Annotated in this window: 18 protein-coding genes and 1 other annotated feature; of the genes, 12 read left to right on the top strand and 6 right to left on the bottom strand. The window is 40.0% G+C overall.

Going from position 1 to position 22,928, the window contains the following annotated elements; translation table 11 throughout:
* Window positions 1-31: 31 nt before the first annotated feature.
* Window positions 32-664, bottom strand: coding sequence for a GNAT family N-acetyltransferase (locus BMX30_RS04605; RefSeq protein WP_090741647.1), 633 nt, complete (start codon window positions 662-664; stop codon window positions 32-34).
* Between the two features lie 212 nt (window positions 665-876).
* On the opposite strand from BMX30_RS04605, the gene acsA reads away from it, so the two are divergent.
* Window positions 877-2,595 (top strand): acetate--CoA ligase, encoded by a 1,719-nt coding sequence (gene acsA / locus BMX30_RS04600; protein ID WP_090741645.1) that lies wholly within the window; start codon window positions 877-879, stop codon window positions 2,593-2,595.
* Window positions 2,596-2,671: 76 nt separating this feature from the next.
* On the opposite strand, the gene BMX30_RS04595 is transcribed toward acsA, so the two are convergent.
* On the bottom strand, window positions 2,672-5,527 hold the full coding sequence (locus BMX30_RS04595; protein ID WP_090741643.1) for a transglycosylase domain-containing protein: 2,856 nt from the start codon (window positions 5,525-5,527) through the stop codon (window positions 2,672-2,674).
* Window positions 5,528-5,668: 141 nt separating this feature from the next.
* Window positions 5,669-5,883, top strand: a binding site (T-box leader).
* A 59-nt stretch (window positions 5,884-5,942) separates the two neighbouring features.
* On the opposite strand from BMX30_RS04595, the gene tyrS reads away from it, so the two are divergent.
* The gene (tyrS, locus tag BMX30_RS04590; RefSeq protein ID WP_090741641.1) at window positions 5,943-7,202 is read left to right on the top strand and encodes a tyrosine--tRNA ligase; all 1,260 of its coding nucleotides are present in this window, start codon (window positions 5,943-5,945) and stop codon (window positions 7,200-7,202) included.
* A 542-nt stretch (window positions 7,203-7,744) separates the two neighbouring features.
* Here tyrS and rpsD read toward each other — a convergent pair.
* Complete coding sequence (rpsD, locus tag BMX30_RS04585; protein ID WP_090741639.1) at window positions 7,745-8,347, bottom strand: 30S ribosomal protein S4; 603 nt, start codon at window positions 8,345-8,347, stop codon at window positions 7,745-7,747.
* Window positions 8,348-8,651: 304 nt separating this feature from the next.
* Between rpsD and megL the strand changes: the two genes are divergently transcribed.
* Entirely contained in the window at window positions 8,652-9,815 is a 1,164-nt protein-coding gene (megL, locus tag BMX30_RS04580) for a methionine gamma-lyase (protein WP_090741637.1), read from the top strand.
* A gap of 40 nt (window positions 9,816-9,855) precedes the next feature.
* On the opposite strand, the gene BMX30_RS04575 is transcribed toward megL, so the two are convergent.
* The gene (locus BMX30_RS04575; RefSeq protein WP_090741635.1) at window positions 9,856-10,341 is read right to left on the bottom strand and encodes a GAF domain-containing protein; all 486 of its coding nucleotides are present in this window, start codon (window positions 10,339-10,341) and stop codon (window positions 9,856-9,858) included.
* A 195-nt stretch (window positions 10,342-10,536) separates the two neighbouring features.
* Here BMX30_RS04575 and refZ point away from each other — a divergent pair, with 195 nt between their 5' ends.
* A complete protein-coding gene (gene refZ, locus BMX30_RS04570; RefSeq protein WP_090741633.1) occupies window positions 10,537-11,175 on the top strand; it encodes a forespore capture DNA-binding protein RefZ in 639 nt (212 codons plus the stop codon).
* A gap of 337 nt (window positions 11,176-11,512) precedes the next feature.
* On the opposite strand, the gene hisJ is transcribed toward refZ, so the two are convergent.
* Window positions 11,513-12,310, bottom strand: a complete 798-nt coding sequence (hisJ, locus tag BMX30_RS04565) for a histidinol-phosphatase HisJ (RefSeq protein WP_090741631.1) — start codon at window positions 12,308-12,310, stop codon at window positions 11,513-11,515.
* Window positions 12,311-12,502: 192 nt separating this feature from the next.
* Between hisJ and ezrA the strand changes: the two genes are divergently transcribed.
* From ezrA to rarD, 6 genes are all read left to right on the top strand, one after another.
* Complete coding sequence (gene ezrA, locus BMX30_RS04560) at window positions 12,503-14,197, top strand: septation ring formation regulator EzrA (RefSeq protein WP_090741629.1); 1,695 nt, start codon at window positions 12,503-12,505, stop codon at window positions 14,195-14,197.
* A 147-nt stretch (window positions 14,198-14,344) separates the two neighbouring features.
* Window positions 14,345-15,487: a cysteine desulfurase family protein gene (locus tag BMX30_RS04555; RefSeq protein WP_090741627.1), complete on the top strand. Its 1,143-nt coding sequence runs from the start codon at window positions 14,345-14,347 to the stop codon at window positions 15,485-15,487.
* Window positions 15,488-16,690, top strand: coding sequence for a tRNA uracil 4-sulfurtransferase ThiI (thiI, locus tag BMX30_RS04550; RefSeq protein WP_090741625.1), 1,203 nt, complete (start codon window positions 15,488-15,490; stop codon window positions 16,688-16,690).
* 175 nt (window positions 16,691-16,865) lie between these two features.
* Window positions 16,866-17,075 (top strand): alpha/beta-type small acid-soluble spore protein, encoded by a 210-nt coding sequence (locus tag BMX30_RS04545; RefSeq protein ID WP_090741623.1) that lies wholly within the window; start codon window positions 16,866-16,868, stop codon window positions 17,073-17,075.
* Between the two features lie 211 nt (window positions 17,076-17,286).
* The gene (mbcS, locus tag BMX30_RS04540) at window positions 17,287-18,858 is read left to right on the top strand and encodes an acyl-CoA synthetase MbcS (RefSeq protein WP_090741621.1); all 1,572 of its coding nucleotides are present in this window, start codon (window positions 17,287-17,289) and stop codon (window positions 18,856-18,858) included.
* A 136-nt stretch (window positions 18,859-18,994) separates the two neighbouring features.
* Window positions 18,995-19,927 carry an EamA family transporter RarD gene (gene rarD / locus BMX30_RS04535; protein WP_090741619.1) on the top strand — a complete coding sequence of 311 codons (933 nt, stop codon included), beginning with the start codon at window positions 18,995-18,997 and terminating at the stop codon, window positions 19,925-19,927.
* 320 nt (window positions 19,928-20,247) lie between these two features.
* Here rarD and BMX30_RS04525 read toward each other — a convergent pair whose 3' ends face one another.
* A complete protein-coding gene (locus tag BMX30_RS04525; RefSeq protein WP_090741615.1) occupies window positions 20,248-21,048 on the bottom strand; it encodes an NAD kinase in 801 nt (266 codons plus the stop codon).
* 143 nt (window positions 21,049-21,191) lie between these two features.
* Between BMX30_RS04525 and sppA the strand changes: the two genes are divergently transcribed.
* Both sppA and BMX30_RS04515 read left to right on the top strand, forming a co-directional pair.
* Window positions 21,192-22,199, top strand: a complete 1,008-nt coding sequence (gene sppA, locus BMX30_RS04520; RefSeq protein ID WP_090741613.1) for a signal peptide peptidase SppA — start codon at window positions 21,192-21,194, stop codon at window positions 22,197-22,199.
* 18 nt (window positions 22,200-22,217) lie between these two features.
* A complete protein-coding gene (locus tag BMX30_RS04515) occupies window positions 22,218-22,736 on the top strand; it encodes an RDD family protein (RefSeq protein WP_090741611.1) in 519 nt (172 codons plus the stop codon).
* The last annotated feature ends 192 nt before the right edge of the window (window positions 22,737-22,928 follow it).

The following is a 22,928-nucleotide window of genomic DNA, read 5'->3' as shown; positions in this document are numbered from 1 at the left end:
ATCCCCCTCGTTCGTTCGAGTTTTAGATTAACTAATACATGAAGCGATTCATAAATCTAAGACGATCAAATTTCTCAACCGATTCGGGGCCTATCCTGTCACCAATCCTTGCCATAAGGCAGTTTGCCGGGTGGGAGCTGATTTCTGGATCATCCGTAGCGTACCAGGTAAGGCCGCCAGCATTCATCATCTTTTCCATCATTTTTCGGTACTCCCACACGTTTAACCCTGTGTTTTTTAGGTCCCAATGCCAATAATATTCAGTTGTAATGATAATATAATCTTCCATTGCATCATCCATCATTGAAACAGTTAGGAGATTTTTACCTACAGCGGCTCCACGAAATTTGGGAATAACCTCGATAGCTCCTAGCTCAATTAAGTCCTCCATGCCACCTTCAGACCAGCGCTCGAGTGGGTCAGGGTATAGATAAGTAACATATCCTACAACCATATCACCATGCCTAGCAATAATAATTCGCCCCTCAGGCAGGGCTGCGATTTCGACTAAAGCTTTATGTTGTTGTGCAGGGGGGCGGAATGCTACGAGATCATGATGAAATTCAAGTTTTGCAAGTGTCTCTTGGGAAACGGGTCCTTCTATAAATAAGCTTCCGTGTTTAGTCTTTATTTCTTTTGCATTATACGTTTTTTTATGTTCCATTCAATCACCACCATAGCATAGAGATTATACTCTCTATTATACATGAAATCTGCACCGCAAAAGCGTTTTCACAAAATTTTCAGTCTTTATTTATATTAGGATAATAATAGATTACTATTAAAAATCTGGTAAAGAACAATTTAAAAAATTGTGAAAATATATAATCTATATTATAATATGTTTTAAATGTATCGTGTAAAGGAGATGTTCTAATGAAAGTGGAAGCGCTATCAGTTATTCAAGGTCAACATAACCTCGAAAACTACGAAGAAGTATATAATCAATTTGATTGGCAGGAAACAGTAAAGAACTTTTCGTGGAATACAACGGGAAAGGTCAACATGGCCTATGAAGCAATTGACCGCCATGCTGAAAGTTTTAGAAAAAATAAAGTAGCTCTGTATTACCAGGATACAACTCGTAAAGAAAAATACACTTTTAAAGAAATGAAGGAATACTCAAATAAGGCGGGAAATGTGCTAAAAGCTTTTGGAGATGTAGGAAAAGGGGACAGAGTCTTCATCTTTATGCCGCGATCTCCAGAGTTATATTTTACTGTTTTAGGGGCAATTAAACTTGGTGCGATTGTCGGCCCGCTGTTCGAAGCATTTATGGAGGGAGCAGTTCGGGACCGCCTTCAGGATAGTGAGGCTAAGGTTCTTGTTACGACTCCAGAGTTACTAAGCCGAGTACCAGTCGATGAGCTGCCTGCATTGAAACATATCTTCCTAATCGGTAATGATATTGAAGAATCTGATAAATTACTAGACTTTAATAAGAAAATGGAAGAGGCAAGCAGAACTCTTCAGGTTGAGTGGGTAGACCGGACCGATGGATTAATTCTGCATTATACTTCTGGTTCAACCGGTAAGCCAAAGGGTGTTCTTCATGTGCATAATGCAATGATTCAACATTACCAAACAGCCAAATGGGTCCTTGATTTAAAAGAAGAGGACGTTTACTGGTGTACGGCCGACCCAGGTTGGGTAACGGGAACTTCTTATGGAATTTTTGGTCCATGGCTCACAGGTACCTCAAATGTTGTTATCGGTGGTCGTTTTAGCCCGGAAGCTTGGTATAAAATGATTGAAGAATACGGGGTTTCGGTTTGGTATAGTGCACCAACAGCATTTAGGATGTTGATGGGAGCTGGCGATGAGGTAATTAAGGAATTTAATCTTGATAGCCTTCGTCATATTCTAAGTGTAGGGGAACCACTGAATCCTGAGGTTGTTCGATGGGGAATGAAGGTATTCAATCTTCGAATCCATGATACTTGGTGGATGACTGAGACAGGTGGTCAGCTAATCTGTAATTACCCATGTATGGAAATTAAGCCTGGATCGATGGGTAAGCCTATTCCTGGTGTGCAGGCGGCGATTGTCGATGATCGTGGGGAAGAACTACCGCCGTATCGAATGGGAAATTTAGCTATTAAAAAAGGTTGGCCATCAATGATGCATACCATTTGGAATAACCAGCAAAAATATGAATCTTATTTCATGCCAGGAGACTGGTATGTTTCCGGTGATTCTGCCTACATGGATGAGGATGGATACTTTTGGTTCCAAGGACGCATTGATGATGTCATCATGACTTCTGGTGAGCGCGTGGGACCATTTGAGGTAGAAAGCAAGCTGGTTGAACATCCAGCTGTGGCTGAAGCGGGTGTCATTGGTAAGCCAGATCCAGTTCGCGGCGAAATTATTAAAGCTTTTATCGCACTAAGAGATGGGTATGAGCAGTCCGATGAACTAAAAGAGGAAATCCGTCAGTTTGTTAAACAAGGATTGGCTGCTCATGCAGCACCTCGTGAGATTGATTTCCGGGATAAATTACCGAAAACTCGAAGCGGTAAGATTATGCGCCGTGTCTTAAAGGCATGGGAGCTTGACTTGCCAACAGGAGATTTGTCAACGATGGAAGAGTAAGTATTTAGATATAAAAAAGGAATCGTGCGATGTATAATGCACGATTCTTTTTTTACATTGTTAATTATTTCAGCTTTTAGTTTCCCGAGTTGTCATTTGAAGATGTTTCGTCCGTTTCTGGTTCTTTCGGTTTATCATCTTCTTTAGGTTTGTCAGGATTTTTCGGTTTCTCTGGTTCCTTCGGTTTTTCTTCTTCTATTTTAATGACGTTAGAAGGGGCTGATTCATTCCCTGCAATATCAATTGCCGTTACATAAAAACTACCGTATCCGGCATTGTAGGTAAGATTCGAATCACCTTTAAAAGTACCGACCTTTTTACCGTCCTGATAGATTCGATAACCGATAATATCTTTATCAGGATGAGCTTTCCAGCTAATTTTTTTGTCTGAGACAGAGATTCCAAGGGCCGCTGGAGTACGTCCATTCTCCGCTAGTTTTGAATCAGCTACAAGAATGTTGGACCATGCTCCTCTACTTGGGATCAGTTGAGCTGGGTTCTTAATTTTATGTCCAAGAATACTTTCCATATAACTTGGGTCAATCGTTACTCCACCAGATTCAATGAATTCAGATGGTGTAGAATCCAAAGCAAAGTATTTTTTACCACCAATTTCAACATAACGGCTGGATGCTAAGCTGTCATCAACCTTTGATGGAACAAACTTTGCATTGTAATAATCTGCCTGAACCAGACCTGCATCAGAACATGCTTGAGAAGGAAGCAAACCTGAAGCGCCACAATATGATCTTCTAACGATTCCACCTGGCATTTCAAATCGCTTCTCAGGGTCTACAAGCTTAGGGTCCACATCATAGGCGGCATTCATAAGGTCCGCCCAGAGATAAATATTCCTTGCCCCGTAGCTAACGCCTTTATAATTTCGATCAAGTGGTTTTTGAGTATCATAGCCATTCCAAACACCAAAAGTGACATTTGGGTTGGTGGCGACGAACCAAGAGTCATAGTAGTTATGACCAGTACCTGTTTTTCCCGCCCAGTCGGAGCTGAATTTTAAACGGTTATGAAGAGAGGTCGCTGTCCCTCTGTTGATAACATCCCTCATCATATCTACCGTTAAATAAGCCGTTTGTGGACTAAAGACATCAACTGGTTCTACCTTGTGTTCAAAGACAATGTTGCCTTCCTTGTCGACAATTTTATCAATCATATAGGCATCAACGAATTTCCCACCATTTGCAAATGTCCCATAGGCGTTGACGTTTTCCTCGACCGTAACACCTGAGATTGAACCAATCGCTGCGGAAGGGTTCACATGGTCACTTTCTGAAAGAGAGGTAAAGCCCATCTTTTCTAGGAAAGTCGTTGGTCTTTGATTGAGGATATTTTTATAGGCTATAATCGCTGGTACATTATATGACCTTGTTAAAGCATAGCGGGCAGAGGTTAAACCGCTGTAACTTCTATCGTAGTTATGAGGCCATACTTTGCCTGGAGCACTTGGATCTAAGTAGGCTTCAACATCAGGTAAAACTGAACCAGGTTGTAGAGTACCTAACTCCATGGCAGGCGCATAGACAAGCAACGGCTTCATTGTTGAACCATTTTGTCGTTTAGCAGTAGTAGCATGATTAATTTGTTCCCGGTCAAAATAACGTCCACCGACAAAGCTGATGATTTTACCCGTTTGATTCTCAATGAGGATTGCTCCTAATTCGACAGGCTCCATGATGGTTTCTTTTTCGCCTGTTTCTGGATTGATTACCTCTTCAGGTTTATCCCTTCCATAGAGATCAAAATTAGCGGTAACATCTTGCATCTTTTCATAGATATCTTTATTGATTGTTGTATGGACACTGTAGCCATTTTGACGAAGGTTGCGGTCAGCTAAGGCCAAATATTCGCCCTTTAGATTTTCATCTGCATCCAAATCATTCTTTTCATAGCCATCTTGTTCTGCCAAGATATAGGCTAGAATATCAACGGCACGCTTCTCAATTTCGAAAGTTAGATAAGGGTACTCATCAATGGTATTTCCACTTTCCGCTTCCTTTAAGAAGTCTTGTGTAATATCATAGGCAACGGCTTCATCATATTCTGCCTTAGTAATCACACCGCCAGTGTACATTCTTGAAAGTACCGTTTTCATTCTCGTTAAGCCCGGCTCGAGATTTTCCTTAAGTTTTCCTTTATCATTGCTAAAAGGTGTGTATCCAAAAGGACTTTGTGGCAATCCGGCAATAAAGGCTGCTTGTGGAAGTGACAAGTCTTTTACATCTGTTCCAAAAATCCCCTCAGCAGCAGCTTGGACACCGGCAATATTGTTACCGGAAGCATTCCGTCCAAAGGTGGAAACATTTAAATAGGCTTCGAGAATTTCTTCTTTATCGAAAAATTTCTCAAGGCGGAGAGCAAGCAGAATTTCCTTTGCCTTCCGTTCAAACGAGACTTCATTTGTTAGTATCTGGTTCTTTATAAGCTGTTGGGTTAACGTGCTTCCACCCGTTTGGGTAGCAGAATTGGTTACTTCCTGGAAGACTGCCCGTAGAATTGCTTTTGGGACAACTCCCTCATGCTCATAAAAGTATTCATCCTCTGTTGCCACAACGGCATCAATGAGGTATTGGGAAACATCTTCTAGCTTAACCTCTTCACGATAAAGGTCGGTTCTAAGCTTCCCAAGGTAAACATCGTTGTCAAAGTATAAATCGGATGTTTCCTCATAATTGTAGATATCCTTTTTCATTTGTTCGTAGGATCGAATGGGCTCGTCTTTTACAAGTGAGGCAAAATAGCCTGCGGCGGCCCCACCAGCAAAGCCAGCTCCAATGACCATAACAATAATTAAAAGTAAAATAAGATTCCAAACGACATTATAAGTGATTCTAGCACTTTTTACTGTTTTCTTATTTGTAAAAAATGACAGCAAAGAGGATAAGCGCTTTTTCCATCCTTGTTTTTCTTGGTTCATTCATCATTCCCCCTAAAATCACATACATTATAGCATAAACAATGATGGTGGAATGACAGGAGATGACATTTTCCTAATTTTTCATTTGAAATTTGACAAAAAACGGTTTATTATGGTAAAAATGCTTTAATAAACTATATAAAAACTGCTTTGATGGGAATCAGTAGTTTTTCTATCCCTGTTTCAGAAAGCCGACGGTTGCTGTGAGTCGGTACACATAGAAGAATGAATTACCTCCCGGAGCTGCCGTTGTGAAGACTAATAGTAGCAATGGACGGTCAAACCGTTAAATTTCTGAGTGGAAAACAATGAATTGTTTTCAAGCTGGGTGGTACCGCGCATATAGCGCCCCTGCAATATTTGCAGGGGCGCTTTTTATTTTGCGATAAGCAATAAGAATATTGGAGGAACGAACATGGAATTATTACAGGATTTGAAATGGCGTGGCGTTGTCTACCAACAGACCGATGAAGAGGGTCTTTTAGAGTTACTTAATAAGGAAAGCATTTCTCTGTACTGTGGAGTAGATCCAACAGCAGATAGCATGCACATTGGTCATCTATTACCCTTTCTTACCTTAAGACGCTTTCAAAACCATGGGCACCGTCCAATTGTGTTAGTCGGTGGTGCTACTGGACTAATAGGTGACCCAAGCGGGAAGAGTGAAGAAAGAAAGCTGCAAACGCTAGAAGATGTTAATCGAAATGTACAAGGAATTCAAAAGCAACTTCAACAGATTTATAATTTTGAAGGGGAAAATGGCGCAATCATGGTTAACAACTATGATTGGACGAGTAAGCTCGATGTTGTTAGCTTCTTACGTGATTTTGGGAAACACGTCGGTGTCAATTACATGCTAGCAAAAGATACGATTTCCTCGCGATTAGAAACGGGTATTTCCTTTACTGAATTTACGTACACGATTCTGCAAGCGATGGATTTCTTGCACTTATATGAAAATCATCAGTGTAAATTGCAAATTGGCGGTAGTGACCAATGGGGGAATATTACCACTGGTTTGGAGTTAATCCGCAAAATGGCAGATGAAGGATCTAAAGCCTATGGCTTAACGATTCCGCTTGTGACAAAAGCAGATGGTACGAAATTTGGTAAAACGGAAGGTGGCGCGATTTGGTTAGATCCGGAAAAAACTTCGCCATACGAGTTTTACCAATTCTGGATTAATACCGCCGACGCAGATGTCGTTAAATACTTGAAATTCTTTACATTCCTTTCGAAGGAAGAAATTGAAGCGCTAGAAATCTCGCTTCAGGAAGAAGCACATTTGCGTAAAGCACAAAAAGCCCTTGCAGAAGAAATGACACGTTTGATTCATGGGGAAGAAGCACTCCAACAAGCAATCAAGATTTCACAGGCGCTCTTCAGTGGAGAGGTGAAAAATCTTTCAGCTGCTGAAATTAAGGAAGGCTTTAAAGATGTGCCATCCTATGCAGTAACTGGTGAAGAAGAATTGTCGCTTGTTGAGTTGTTGGTCTCAGCAAAAATTGTTTCATCAAAACGCCAAGCCCGTGAAGACGTTAACAATGGTGCTGTTTCTATAAATGGAGAACGCGTAACGGATACTAGTTATGTTTTAAGTGCCGTAGATCGAATTGAAGACCAATTCACCATTATTCGCCGTGGGAAGAAAAAATACTTCCTAATTAAATACTAATTTAAAAAACACCCGACAAGCTCGGGTGTTTTTTTACGAAACACGGTACAGGGGGGAGGAGTAATACCCCTTATCGTATATGTAAATAAAACAGACATAATGTGACTCTTAGCTAGCGCTAAATAACTAAATATACGCCTTTTCCTTCAAAAACCTAATGACTTTACTAGTAAAAGCATTTTTGGCAGGGTATTATTACCCATAATCGACCTCTAAACCTCGATTTAAATGATTATATACCCTCCACTCCGGGCCTTTTTGCTCGTAATGGTCATTTTATTCCCGGTTAGGAGCATTTTATTCCCTGTTAGGGATAGTTTATTCCTAGTACGGGGAATAAATACCATACACCGTACCGTATACGCAAGAAAACCTAATCTAATGCGGCTCCTAATTTACCCTAAATAACCAAATATACGGCTTTAAAACCTAATGACTCTACTAGTAAAAACCTTTTTGGGAGGGTATTTTATCCTTAAACGACCGCTCAACAAAAAACAAACCCTCTGCCAATAATGGCAAAGGGTTTGTCAGTGAAACTATTAACGAGAATAGAATTCAACGATAAGAGCTTCGTTAATTTCAGCTGGAAGTTCAGAACGCTCTGGTAAGCGAGTGAATGTTCCTTCTAACTTGTCAGCATCGAAAGTTAAGAAATCAGGTACGAAGTTGTTTACTTCAACTGCTTCTTTAACGATATCAAGATTACGTGATTTTTCACGTAAAGTGATTGTTTGTCCAGCAGCTACACGGTAAGATGGGATATCTACGCGAGCGCCATCTACCATGATGTGACCGTGGTTAACTAACTGACGAGCTTGACGACGAGTACGAGCAAGACCAAGGCGGTAAACAACGTTATCTAAACGTGACTCAAGTAGAGCCATGAAGTTTTCACCATGTACACCTTGCATTTTTCCAGCTCTATTGAATAGAGTGCGGAATTGGCGCTCATTAACACCGTACATATGACGAAGCTTTTGCTTCTCTTGTAATTGCAATCCGTATTCGGAAAGTTTTTTACGCTGGTTAGGACCGTGTTGTCCAGGTGCGTAAGGGCGTTTTTCTAATTCTTTACCTGTACCGCTTAGAGAGATTCCAAGACGGCGAGATAATTTCCAGCTTGGGCCAGTATAACGAGCCATGAATGACTCCTCCTCGTGTTTTTATTTTGGTAAAATAAAAACAGTTTGTGAGACTTCTATTATGGATATTTTGTTTTCATGCACCTTCGCCCTAGCAGCAGCGGGTTACAAGATGCACCATCTAAGCTTCTTTGCATGCTTCGAGGAACAAAATACAATCATAATAATGTTCACATAGGCTGCGATATTTTACACAAAGAGTATTATATTATTTTTATGACTGGAAAGTCAAGGGTAAGTTTGAAAAACATTTTAGGCAAATGGCCATATCCTATAACTATAGATGACTTAAGGGGGAAAGGCCATGTCAAAAAAGCGCTTTGAAACAGAAGTTATCCACGGGGGCTATCATACTGAAAACTATCACGATAGTCTAGTACCACCGTTGTATCAAACAAGTACTTTTACATTTGCAAATGCTGAACAGGGAGAAAGAAGGTTTGCTGGGGAGGAAGCTGGGTTTGTTTATTCCCGCCTTGGAAATCCAACAGTGAAGATCCTTGAAGATAGAATGGCAATCTTAGAGGGAGCTGAGAAAGCCCTTGCCTTTAGCTCGGGGATGGCCGCTGTTTCCGCAGTCCTGTTCTCACTTGTTAAAAGTGGAGATCACATCCTTTGTTCGCAAGGAGTGTACGGGTGTACCTTCGGGCTCCTTCAATTAATGAAAGAAAAGTTTCAAATTGACCATGAATTTTCACGAATGGATACAAAAGAGAACATTCGGAAGGCAATTTTCCCCAATACAACTTGTATCTATGTTGAAACCCCAATCAACCCCACGATGCAGCTGGTGGATTTACAAATGGTGGCCGAGGTAGCTAAAGAAAAGGGAATTCCAGTTGTTGTTGATAATACGTTCTGCTCCCCTTATTTGCAAAAGCCACTTGAACTCGGTTGTGATGTGGTTATCCATAGTGCGACGAAATACATTTGTGGACATGGGGATGTTATTGGCGGATTAGCTGCAGGTGAGAAAACGTTCATGGAAAAAGTTTCGCTCACAACTCAAAAGGATATCGGTGGGATTATGTCTCCGTTTGACGCTTGGCTGTTGTTAAGAGGTCTTAAAACTTTGCCTATTCGCATGGATCGACATTGTGAGAATGCTCAACAAATTGCAAAAGCACTAGCTGACCATCCTATGGTGGAGAATGTATTCTACCCTATTTGGACTGATAATAAAATAGCTGAAAAGCAGATGCGGCAACCGGGTGGATTGATTTCTTTTACGATAAAAGGCGGGAAAAAGGAGGCTCATGCCTTCCTAAACCAATTAAAACTAATAAAAATCGCTGTCAGCCTCGGTGATGCCGAAACCTTAATTCAGCATCCAGCGACAATGACCCATGCTGTTGTCCCAGAAGATGCAAGAATAAAAATGGGTATTTCTGATAATATGCTCCGACTCTCTGTTGGGTTAGAGGCTTGGGAGGATATTTGGGCCGATATGAAGCAGGCACTAGAGTAGAAGAGAAAAAGCTGCGAACACCTAGGTCCGCAGCTTTATTTTAGCCTTTATACAATTCCATTAATGTAGAACAAAACTCCTCAAGCTTTTGTTGATCAAGTTCATCGAAACGATTCTTTTCAGGTGAATCGATATCTAGTACGCCTACTAGTTGACCGTTGTCCACCAACGGAATAACAATTTCAGATTGTGATGCCGCATCACAGGCGATATGACCAGGGAAAAGGTGGACATCCTCTACTCTTACTGTTTCGAGCTTCAGAGCTGATGTTCCACATACTCCTTTACCAATAGGGATTCTTACACAAGCGGGTAATCCTTGGAAAGGACCAAGCACTAGCTCCCCATCATCCATTAAATAAAAGCCAACCCAATTCACCCGATCTAGAAACTGGTTTAAAAGGGCGGAGGCATTACTTAAATTGGCAATCATGTTCTTTTCACCCTCAAGTAGCCCTCTTAACTGCTTTATAAGTAAATTATAGTTGTTTTCGCGATTATCCTTATACGATTCGACTTTAAACATGTTATTTCACCCTTTTCTACGAAAATGCACGATTTATTTTACCAGAAAACCAAAGAAGATGGGAAATTTGTCGATAAAATATTAAAGGAAAACAGTCTGTTTTCAAGAAAGTAATAAGAATATAGAAAAAGAGAGAAGGTCTATTTCATTGCTGGCTGACTAGGGAAAACAATGAATAAGGGGCGGGTAAGGAGAATGCGAAAAAATTCGAAAGATTCGATTGTTGAAGCGGCAGTGTTTCTGTTCAATACGAAAGGCTTCAGTGGAACTTCGATTCGTGATATTGCTGCCAAAGCAGGGGTTAATCCGGCTAATATCGCCTATTATTTTCAAAATAAGAAAGGACTGCTAGAGTACTGTTTTACAGCCTATTTTGAAAACTACTTAAGTGAATTAGAAAAAGGTTATTTGTTATTAGAAGAAGAAGGCGCTGAACTAGCGCTTAAAAAGATTGTTGAGAACCTGTTGAACTATCAAAGTAAGAATATTCAACTGACAAGGTTTATTTTAAGAGAAATGACACTTGATTCCCAAATGGTGCGGGAAGTGATGTCAACATACCATGTCAAGGAACGTTATTATTTGAAGAAAGTCCTCGAAAAGGGAATGAGGACAAAGGAATTTCGGAACCATTCAGTCCTTTATGTTATCCTCCAGTTCAAGAGCTTGTTGAATACTCCATTTTTAAATATTCATTATGTGAATGAAGTTCTGCATATTCTTCCCCATGAAAAATACTTCATCGAGAAATACAGCCGTGAGGTCTTTGCGTGGATTGATTCCGTCTTATGTGAGCCAAAATCAATTCCGGCTCGAAGAATCGTCTCAATATAAATAACAAAACCGGCAGATTGGAACTGCCGGTTTTGTTATTGTTAAGGAATTTATAAAAGTTTAAGGGTGTGGATAATTGTGTTCGTTCTCTGTATCCAGCTCCATCGCCTAGCCCCTCGGGTCATAAGCTTGTCTAGCTGCGGCTCCTAGGGACTCGGAAGACATAAGCCACTCCCTTTCAGAAGGTAAAAAGCACCTTCTTACAGGGCGCGTCTTATGCTTGTCGTCCCTGGGCAGTCGCCTCCGCTTTTCGTACAAGCCGTCAAGAAGGTTAAAAAACAACCTTATTGACGGCTCGTCTAGACTCACGGGGCTGATCAAGGCGCTTGCGCTTTTGTTAGTGAGCTTTAATTATGTCAATACCCTGACCAAGTTCTTTTGCTTGATGGGCATCAGAACCGTATATAAGCGGAATCCCAAGCGATTTAGCTCTCTGAGCAATGGCTGCTGGGGGATAGGGTTCTCTGCATAAAGGCTTAGCTGTACCAGCGCCATTATGGTCTAACTCATACCCCTTCTCGTTCATCGCTTCTAGAATTGCAAGGATTTCCTGATCAAAGGAGGTTAGAACAGGATATTTTAAACGGAATTTATGTACGAGAGTGATATGCCCAATTCGTTTTGGCATAAAGGGACCTAATTCGGCTTGGATGGACTTCAACACAGTTCGGTAATAATTTTGATAAACTTTTTCAGCTGAACCGTAATTCGCAATCATGGTAGCAAAATTTTCAGGACTGTAATCTAAACAAGAAAAACCACCCTGAGCATCTTTTAAAAAATGGACAGAGAGAATTGCATCATCAAGTTTTGCTCCTACTTGATTTAAAAATTGAGCTATCTCTAATTCATACCCTTCAATATAATCTACTTCAAGTCCGGCGTTTATCTTGATTTTACCCGCATAGCTCTCTTTTAGTTCAGCAATCTCTGCAAAGTATTCATCAAGGTAGTCTTTGTTCATAGCACTATCCGACAATGGTGTAGGATCGATAAAGCTATCTGGAAGAGGGGCATGCTCTGTGAAGGATATCTCTGTATACCCTAGTTTTAATGCCCGTTCAACATAGGCTTCGAAGGGGTCGTTTGTTCCATGTGGACAGAATCGTGTGTGTACATGACCATCTTTAAACATACAGTACAGCTCCATTTCATTAGGTTCTTGACAGAATCTGATGATATTCGATAAGAAATTAAACAAAAAATTGAAATTACTGGTCAAAAAATGTCGTTTACATGGTATCATAAGTACATAAAAAAAACAGTTTCTTTTTTATATAGATAATTGCAATTCTGATTTTTTGTATGAAAACCCAGGGGGATTAGAATGGAGTATATAATAGCTGGTTTAGGCGTCATAATTGGCCTTTTTCTTATAGGATATTTTATGAAGCGGAAGTATTTTAATGAAGTTGACAGGTATGAAGCGTGGAAAATCGATATTATGAACCGTCCAGTGCTTGACGAGATGTCAAAGGTTAAAAAACTCAATATGACTGGGCAAACAGAGGAGCTCTTCGAAAGATGGCGGAAGAAATGGGACGATATCGTCACTTCTGAATTACCTGATATTGAAGAATTCTTACTCGATGCGGAAGATTTTACCGATAAACTTAGGTTTGGGAAAGCCAAAGAGTCACTAGGTTCTATCGAGAGTAGACTTACAGGAATTGAGGAGAAAATCAGTAGCATTCTTGAAGAGCTGAACGAACTTGTTGGTAGTGAGGAAAAAAACCGGAGTGAAATTGACTCATTAAAAGAGCAGTATCGTGATTGTCGAAAGAACCTTTTGGCTCATCGACATAGCTTTGGTAAAGCTGAAAAGGGGCTTGAAGATCAACTAAACGATATTTCGGGTGATTTTGAGAAATTTGACGAAAAGACTGAAAATGGCAACTACCTTGAAGCAAGGGAAATTGTTCTCAGTATTAAAAATAGGCTTGATGAGATGGAAATAAAAATGGAAATGATTCCACAGCTGATTCATGATTGTCAACTAGGAATTCCAGCCCAGATAAATGAACTGAAAGAGGGCTGTAGGGAAATGGTTCAGCAAGGCTACGTCCTCGATCATCTCGGCATTGAAAAAGTGATTGAAGAGGCGGAGAAACAGTTGAGTGAGTTTCAAGCCCTAATCGATGAAACCGAAATTGATGACATGAAGGTCGGGATTGAGGAATTAAAGGGAAAACTTGATCAGCTATTTGACCTTCTTGAGAACGAAGCGATTGCTAGACAATTCATTCATAAGAGTGAAAAGGAATTGAAGGATCTGTTTAAAACAACTGTTGATGAAAGTGACATTATTCAGGAAGAAATTCAAACAGTACAGCAGAGTTACGAATTAGCAGACAAAGAACTAGATGCGCACTTGCTTGCAGAAGAACGTCTAGAACAGTTATCCAAAAGATACGAAGTGCTAGTAGCAAAAATGATTCAAGGGGAAGTAGCTTATAGCTTCCTTAAAGAAGAGTTGACTGCATTGAATGAGGACCTTGAAGAGTGTAACCACGAGCAACAAGACTTTAAGGAAAAGCTGAACGCGTTAAGAAAAGATGAAATGGCTGCTCGGGATAAAGTCAGGGAGCTTTCAAAGCAGATTACGGAAATGGTAAAGCTAATAACCCAAAGCAACCTGCCTGGTTTGGCCCAGGGCTATAAATATCTTTTAGAAGATGCAAAAGAAAGTATACAGAATGTTGCGGATAAGCTTGAACAAAAGCCTCTAAATATCCCAACAGTTCAACAATATCTTGAAATTGCTGAACTTACGGTTGGGAAGCTGGCTTCGACAACGAAGGAAACAGTAGAAAATGTTAAGCTCGCTGAACGAGTGATTCAATATGGAAATCGCTATCGCAGTAAATACCCGTCTGTTTCTAAGGGGTTAAAGAAAGCGGAAGATTCGTTTAGAAACTATGACTATCGACAAGCACTTGAAGAAGCTGCTGCCGCAATTGAAGAAGTAGAGCCAGGAGCGTTAAAGAAAATTGAGGAAATATTCGTTGAAACACATGTATAATAAAAGGCCTCCACATACTGGAGGCCTTATTTCTTGCGTAAACCAAAAAGAAAGTTCTTCAACATTGAATGTTTTTCAAAAATGAGATAGTATGTTAAAATTTTTTGTTAGCTATTGTGATTAGGTGGACCAAAGGAGGAGTGTGTCATGATCTATTTTGACAATAGTGCAACAACCAAGCCATTTACTGAAGTTCTCGACTCATTTATTAAGGTTTCGACCGGTTATTTTGGAAATCCATCATCACTACATCAAATTGGTGGTCAAGCCGAGAAACTCTTAGCTCAGGCTCATACACAATTGGCAAAACTCCTCGGGGTTAAGATGTCCGAGGTTGTGTTCACTTCTGGTGGGACCGAAGGAAATAATCTTGCCATTAAAGGTGTGGCCATGGAGCATAAGGGTCGTGGAAAGCACATTATTACCACTGAAATTGAACATGCTTCTGTTCGCAGTTCTATGGAGCAGCTAGCTGAACTTGGATTTGAAGTGTCGTATATACCAGTAGATAAACATGGACGTGTGGACCCGACTGAAGTCAAAAATGCGATTAGACCTGATACAATTCTTGTTTCAGTTATTCATATAAATAATGAGGTTGGAACGGTGCAACCCATCAAAGAAATTGGTGAAGTCCTAAAGCAATTTCCTAAAATCTACTTTCATGTTGATCATGTTCAAGGTGTGGGAAAGGTCCCGCTCGATTTTTATGACTGTGGTATCGATTTATGTACGATATCAGGGCATAAGTTCCATGGCCTAAAAGGAACTGGAGCACTGTTTGTGAGAGATGGGGTGCAAATATCTCCGCTCTTATCAGGTGGTGGCCAGGAAGGAAGAAGACGAAGCGGGACCGAAAATGTCGCGGGTGTGGTTGCGATGGCAAAAGCTCTTAGGATGTCTCTTGAACTTCGTGAACAAAAAATTGACCATTTACAACAAATTATGGGTACAATAAAATCCGGGTTAAAGCAACTTCCAGAGGTTACGATTCATACTCCAGAGAAGAACGCTGCTCCGCATATATTGAACTTTTCATTAAAAGGAATCAAGGCAGAGGTTTTGGTCCACGCTCTTGAGGAAAGAGACATCTATGTTTCAACCACGAGTGCCTGCTCGTCAAAACGCAATGCGCCGAACCAAACTTTAGTTGCCATGGGAGTACCTGCTGACCAAGCAGCAAGTTCAATTCGGATGAGTCTTTCATATGAGAACAATCAGCAGGAAGCGGAGAAGGTTTTAACGGCAGTAATAGATAATGTAAAACGATTAAGAGAGGTAATGAAATAGATGATGTATGACCGCATTTTGATTCGATACGGTGAAATCTCAACGAAGGGACGAAACCGAAATAAATTTATTGATAAATTAAGAAGAAGTGTTAGAAAAGCGATTGAGGACTTTCCCAAGGCTCGTGTCCAGTCTGATCGTGATCGGATGTATGTCCTATTAAACGGGGAGGACGGCATAAAAGTAAGTGAAAGACTTAAAAACGTTTTTGGAATCCAATCTTTTAGCCCAGCTGTTAAGGTTGAGAAAGATATTACTATAATGAAGGCGGCAGCATTGGAATTATTTAAACGTTTATATAGTGATGGGAAAACGTTTAAGATCACTGGAAAAAGATCTGATAAAAAATTTGAACTCGATACAAATGAAATCAATTATGAATTTGGCGGCCATTTGTTAACAAATATCCCGGGGTTAAAGGTTGATGTTAAGAACCCAGATATAAATCTACAAATAGAAGTTCGAGAAGAAGCTGCATACCTTTCTGCAGAAACAATTCGAGGTGCAGCTGGACTTCCGGTTGGGTCCAGTGGCAAGGCTATGCTCATGCTTTCAGGTGGGATTGACAGCCCGGTTGCAGGTTATCTATCAATGAAACGAGGCATTGAAGTGGAGGGAGTACATTTTGCTAGCCCCCCGTTTACAAGTGAACGAGCAAAGCAAAAAGTAGTGGATTTGACTAAGAAGTTGTCGGAAGTAAGTGGCCAAATGGTTCTGCATGTCGTGCCTTTCACTGAAATTCAACAAATGATACACAAGCAAGTACCAGAGAATTATACAATGACAACAACTAGAAGGCTAATGTTAAGAGTAACGGACCGACTTCGTGAAAAGAATGGTGGACTCGCGATTATTACAGGTGAAAGTCTTGGACAAGTTGCAAGCCAAACAATCGAAAGTATGTATGCGATTAACGAGGTAACAAATACCCCTATTTTAAGGCCGCTTATTACTACAGATAAAACGGAAATAATGGATATTGCAGCTAAAATCGATACCCTTGAAATTTCTAATTTACCATATGAAGATTGTTGCACTGTCTTCGTTCCGTCTTCACCGAAGACGAAACCAAAACTTGAAAAAGTCCAGCATTATGAAAGCTTTTTTGATTTTGAACCTCTAATCGAGAAGGCCGTTAACGAAACCGAAACGATAGTTGTTAAACCAATTATGGAACAGCAAATCGAGGAAGATTTATTTTAACCATAGGGTGAAGCCGAAATCAACAAGTCATAGCTCTTAAACAACACTAATAGCGCCCTTTTATTTATAAATTATGTACAGTTTCCCTTCAAAGTTGTGAATATTTACCAACAGTTGAATTGTATTAAGTCATGTGATTCTACACACTCTATACTCACAAGGAGGTGAACATCACATGGCTAACAACAACTCAAACAACTCAAACAACCTATTAGTACCTGGGGTGGAACAAGCTCTTAACCAAATGAAGGTTGAAATTGCTTCTGAATTTGGCGTAAACCTTGGTGCTGAAACAACTTCTCGTGCTAACGGATCTGTTGGTGGAGAAATCACTAAGCGTTTGGTTTCTATGGCTCAACAGCAAATGAGCGGTTTTTCTAGATAATAAAAAATAAATAAAATGGCTACAAAGAAGCGGGAGCAATCCCGCTTCTTTTTACGTTGACGTCCCCCCATCAAACTCTCCAATTTCTAGCCCTCTACCCACTGTGCTATTGTTTTGTCCGCACCCTAAAGTAATTGATTACAAAAAATAATGAATTCTGTATAATGGTATTAAGTGCTATTACTAGGTACTAAAAAGGGGAGGGGACTTTATGAATAGAAATCAATTAATTGCACCGGAGAAGTATAATCTAATTTCAGAGTTTGAGCGTTTTGCTGAAACAGAGGGGAAGCTTGCGCTACAATGGCAAAATGAAAATGGCGAAGCTAAGAACATTTCTTATAAAGAATTAATTAACAATGCAAATAGAATTGGTAATGTTTTCAAGACGAGTGGATTAACAAAGGGAGATGTTGTCCTAGTTGTTATCCCACGATTGATTGAAGCTTACCAAGTGTATATCGCAGCATTAAAATTAGGTCTAGTTGTAATCCCAAGTTCAGAGATGCTAAGAACAAAGGACTTACAATATCGAATCACACATGGTGATGTTAAGGCGATTGTTAGTTATTACCCATATGTTAGCCAATTTTCTGGTATTCCAGAGGCCGAAAACTTATTGAGGTTTTCTGTAGGTAAACAGGAATATGGATGGATTGACTTAGATAACGAGTGCACCTATGCTTCACCCGTTCTTGAGTTGGCCGACACAGAAAGAGAAGATATGGCTTTCCTCTCTTATACATCAGGAACGACTGGCAATCCTAAGGGAGTTGTTCATACCCATGGTTGGGCCTATGCCCATCTTCAAACGGCAGCCAAACATTGGCTAGCCATTGAAGAAGGCGATAGGGTATGGGCAACAGCTGCACCAGGATGGCAGAAATGGATATGGAGTCCGTTCCTCTCTGTTTTAGGTACAGGTGCGACAGGCTTTGTTTATAATGGAAAATTTGAACCAACCAAATACCTCGAGTTGTTACAAACCTACGAGATTAATGTTTTATGTTGTACGCCTACGGAATATCGCTTAATGGCTAAAGTTGACCAAATAGGTCAATATAAACTACCTTCATTACGAAGTGCTGTATCTGCTGGAGAGCCGTTAAATCGTGAGGTAATCAATACCTTCAGGAAATATTTTAATATTGATGTTCGTGATGGCTACGGGCAAACTGAAAACACTTTGCTTGTCGGAGTAACGAAAGGGATGGAAATGAAAGAGGGGTCAATGGGGAAACCGACCCCGGGCAACAAAGTGGAAATTATTAATGATAATGGAGAACCTTGTGCGATTGGTGAGGTAGGGGATATCGCCGTCCATATGGATACTCCGGCGTTATTTAAAAATTATTACAAAGACCCTGAACGAACTGCAATGCAATTCCGTGGTGATTATTATATTACCGGGGACAAAGCAAAAAAAGACGAAGCTGGTTACTTTTGGTTTGAGGGACGCGGGGATGATATTATTATTAGTTCCGGCTACACAATCGGCCCCTTTGAAGTTGAGGACGCTCTAGTAAAACATCCTGCAGTTAAGGAGTGCGCTGTGGTTGCTTCCCCTGATGAAGTCCGCGGGCATATCGTAAAGGCATTTATCGTATTAAAAGAGCAAATCTCTCCAAGTAAAGATCTGATTCTTGAGTTACAGGAACACGTTAAAAATTTGACAGCTCCATATAAGTATCCAAGAAAGATTGAATTTATCAAGGAACTACCGAAGACAACCTCGGGAAAAATTCGCCGTATTGAGCTTCGAAAAAATGAATTAGAAGTGTAGTCTATAGCTAAAGCGAATGCAGGAAATCATTCCTGCATTTTTTTCTGATTAATTGTAAATAAAAAAAGATTGTCAGTCATCTTCCACCTCGATATAATGAAATTATTTCGAGTCTAGAAAGAATTGGGGAGTGGGTATGGCGAACCGTACAGAACAACAAAATGGGATTCTTTATGCTGCCGGTGCTTATATTTTATGGGGGTTCCTTCCAATCTATTGGAAGTTGCTAGATCATGTTGGAGCAGAAGAGATTCTAGCTAATCGAGTGATTTGGTCCTTTCTATTTATGTTGGTACTTTTAGGTCTGACAAAAAAATGGTCGTTATTCGTTGGGACCTTGAAAGGTTTTGCAAAAAATAAAAAGCAATTACTTGCACTAGTCATTGCCTCCGTTCTCATCAGCATAAATTGGTTTGTCTATATCTGGGCCGTTAACAGTGAGCAAATGGTCGAGACCAGTTTAGGCTATTATATAAACCCACTTGTATCGGTCCTGCTTGGGATCGTCTTCTTCAAGGAAAAGTTATCACGTGCCCAAATTTTTTCTTTTTTGTTGGCAGCTATAGGTGTGGTTATCATGACCATGTCCTACGGAAAATTTCCTTGGATTGCGATTACCCTCGCGCTATCATTTGGATTGTATGGAATGGCGAAAAAGATGATTAAAATTGAATCCTCTGTTGGATTAGCATTGGAAACAATGGTGGTAACTCCAATAGCCATGATTTATATGATCTTATTCTTTGAATCTAGTCATTCGCTACTAATTGGTGGATGGGAAACAGGCCTTCTCTTAATCGGTTCGGGTGTCGCGACGGCTGTCCCACTATTATTTTTTGCTAGAGGTGCGCAAAAGATTCCACTGTCGATGCTTGGATTCTTACAATATATTGCCCCTACAATCATGCTAATCTTAGGAATTTTTATTTACGAGGAAAATTTCTCTATGTCACAGTTACTGGCCTTTACCTTTATTTGGGCCGCATTGACCATTTACTCCGTTTCAAGGACGAAACTAGTTTCAAGTATAGAGTTAAAATGGAGAAAAGAAAAAAGTACTCATATATAACAAAGAGCCCAAATATTGGGCTCTTAGACTGTAGACAAACTTGTATAAATCGAGATTGTCTATAGTTTTTTTATTATGGTTTGAGGAGAAAAGGGGCTGTTGATTTCCGTTCCAGGCGCTTCGCTTTCCGCGGGGCTGGCGGTGAGCCTCCTCGTCGCTATTGCTCCTGTGGGGTCTCACCTGTCCAGCTGATCCCGCAGGAGTCTGCGCGCCTTCCACTCCAATCAACAGATTTACTTAACAATGCGTCCGGGCTAATCTGAAGTTAAACCCCCTATTATCCACAACTAAGAGCCCAAATATTGGGCTCTTTATTTTTACTATAAAAAGTTCCTTTTCACTTTCTCCCAGAATGAATTATCTTTTAGTTTAATGGTTTTTATTTGCCTCTCACTTAATTTAACGTCAATTTTTTCAACATGTTGGATACTAAGGGCCTCGTTATCCATTCCCATAATTGGGTAGTCATTTCCATCCTGGACAACTTTTAAGGTTAGTTTGCGGTCTCCTCCTAAAATAAATGAAGATCCTAGTGTCCGATATTGATTATTATTAAGTGAGGCAATTTCACTTACCTGAATACATGGAAGTAGAGGATCCACGATTGAACCATTAAGTGAGCGATTGTAACCAGTACTCCCCGTTGGTGTTGATACAAGCATTCCATTGCCGCGGTAAGTTTCAAAATGTAAATCATTAATAAAGACATCCATGACAAATGTTTTGATAATCGACGAACGTACACTGAACTCATTTAAACATTGAAAGCTTGTCTCACCATCTATATTCACATCGATGGTAGGATAACGGCGCACTTCAATATTATCATTCATCATTGCCTCTATGATTGTAGACTGGTCCTCAGATTCGAAGTCACAATAGATAGTTCGTTTTCCAGTCATTGAAATCCCTGCATATAGGCAATCATCTCTAAAGCGAGTATTTCTCACGGCTTGTAGAAACGTGTCATCATCACCGACGCTAACGATTATGTTTGCGTTTCGGTAATCCTTTTCTAAAATAAAATCATACCTTTTCGCTAAATCATAAAGAGGAGCAACAACTTCCATAGTTGCAGCATCCGGCTTATGGTAAAAATAGAGTTTTTGACGATTTGGCATTCTGATTCCTCCAGACTTTAAATTGCTCATTGTTATATTACCCCTTATTACGCATTTTTTGCTAAAATAGGAGAGATTAATTAAAGTTTACCACTAAGTAAAAACGAACTAGTTAACAAAATTTGAACAAAAGGAGGAATTACATGAACGGAAAAAGATGGGCGGCACTTGCTATTGCAACTGTATTATTTGTTGTTTCGGTATTTGTAAATCTTCTGTCATCCTTTGCTTTTTCAGGATTCGATACAGCCTTTTCTGATATGTTCGCAGCGGAAGATGCAGTGATGGAGGAAGTTTTAGAAGAAGGAGATGCTTTAAACAAGATTGTCGTTCTTACAGTGAATGGAACCATTCAGGATACAGGTAGTTCAAGTTCCTTTTTAGAAACAACGGGTTATAATCATCGCAAGTTTATTGAGCAGCTAGATTATGCTAAGGATGACCATACGGTGAAAGCCATAATCCTGCGGGTTAATTCTCCTGGAGGAGGAGTGGTTGAAAGTGCGGAAATCCACGATAAAATTATTGAAATTCAAAATGAAGTAAACAAGCCTGTTTATGTATCGATGGGATCTATGGCTGCTTCTGGAGGTTATTATATCTCAGCACCGGCAGATAAAATTTACGCGAGCCCTGAAACATTGACAGGTTCTTTAGGAGTGATCATGCAGGGAGTTAATTATGCAGGTCTTGCTGAGAAATATGGTGTTGAATTTGTTACGATTAAGAGTGGACCGTATAAGGATATTATGAGCGGTTCAAGGGAGATGACAGAGGAGGAAAGAGAAATTTTACAGTCAATGATTGATAATTCCTATGAGGGTTTTGTTAAGGTCATTTCTGAAGGGCGGAATATGAGCGTTGACGAAGTAAAACAGATTGCGGATGGCCGTATTTACGATGGTAGGCAAGCTTTAGAATTAAATCTAATTGATGGTCTGGGTCATCTAGACGATGTAATTGAAGTTGTGAAAGAGGACGAGAAGCTTCCAAAAGCACAAGTGATTCAATACTCAGTAAACTTTGGTTTAGATTCTCTTTTCAGCGTCGGAACACAAAAGTTAATGGGTGAAGATTTAGAAATGGCGACTTTAATGAAGCTATTGTCTCAACCTAATTCTCCAAGGTTGATGTATTTATATGCTGAATAAGGAGAGTGAACTTAGGTTATGAGCTATGAGGGAAATGAAACCGAAGGGCTAGACCAAACAGACTTAAGTGAGAGTGAGACCGTGAAAGGTAAGGGAGACGAAAAGCCCTCTCTAGCCTCTAATCCACCTCGATATGCGGGATTTTGGATGAGATTTTGGGCATATTTATTGGATTTGGTTGTCATCGGTAGTGTTAATCGTTTGGTGATTTACCCAGTTTTTCGCTCTTTAGATTTATCGATTGCTGAAACTAGTATGTTCACCCCGATAGCGATAGCAACTGCTTTTACTTATTATTTATATTTTGTCCTAATGACCAAGCTAACGGGACAGACGTTGGGTAAAATGGTGTTTGGGATTAAAGTCATACATCTCAAAGGAGATAGCCTTACCTGGGGAGCGATTTTATTCCGAGAATGGATTGGCCGTTTTATTTCAACGACTATCCTTATTGCTTATGTGGTCGTTGCTTTCCTACCAAAGAAACAAGGGCTACATGATTTGTTCGCAGATACTTCTGTTATTCATGAAAGATAAAAACCTGCCATTAGGCAGGTTTATTTTTTTTTCTCTTGCCTATAATGGGAGGCTGAAAGGTAGTGAGCAAATTTGAAGTGGCTATTACTGTTACTACTGGTTATCCTGCTATTTATAATTTTAGTTATTTTTACTAAGGTAAAGATTCATATCGATTTTTTTCACGGCAATCAAAATGATAATTTGACGGTT

It is taken from the genome of Mesobacillus persicus (genome assembly GCF_900109925.1).
Taxonomy (GTDB): domain Bacteria; phylum Bacillota; class Bacilli; order Bacillales; family Cytobacillaceae; genus Mesobacillus_B; species Mesobacillus_B persicus.
Note: the sequence above shows the minus strand (reverse complement) of the source record. Positions and strands in the feature narration are given on the sequence as shown.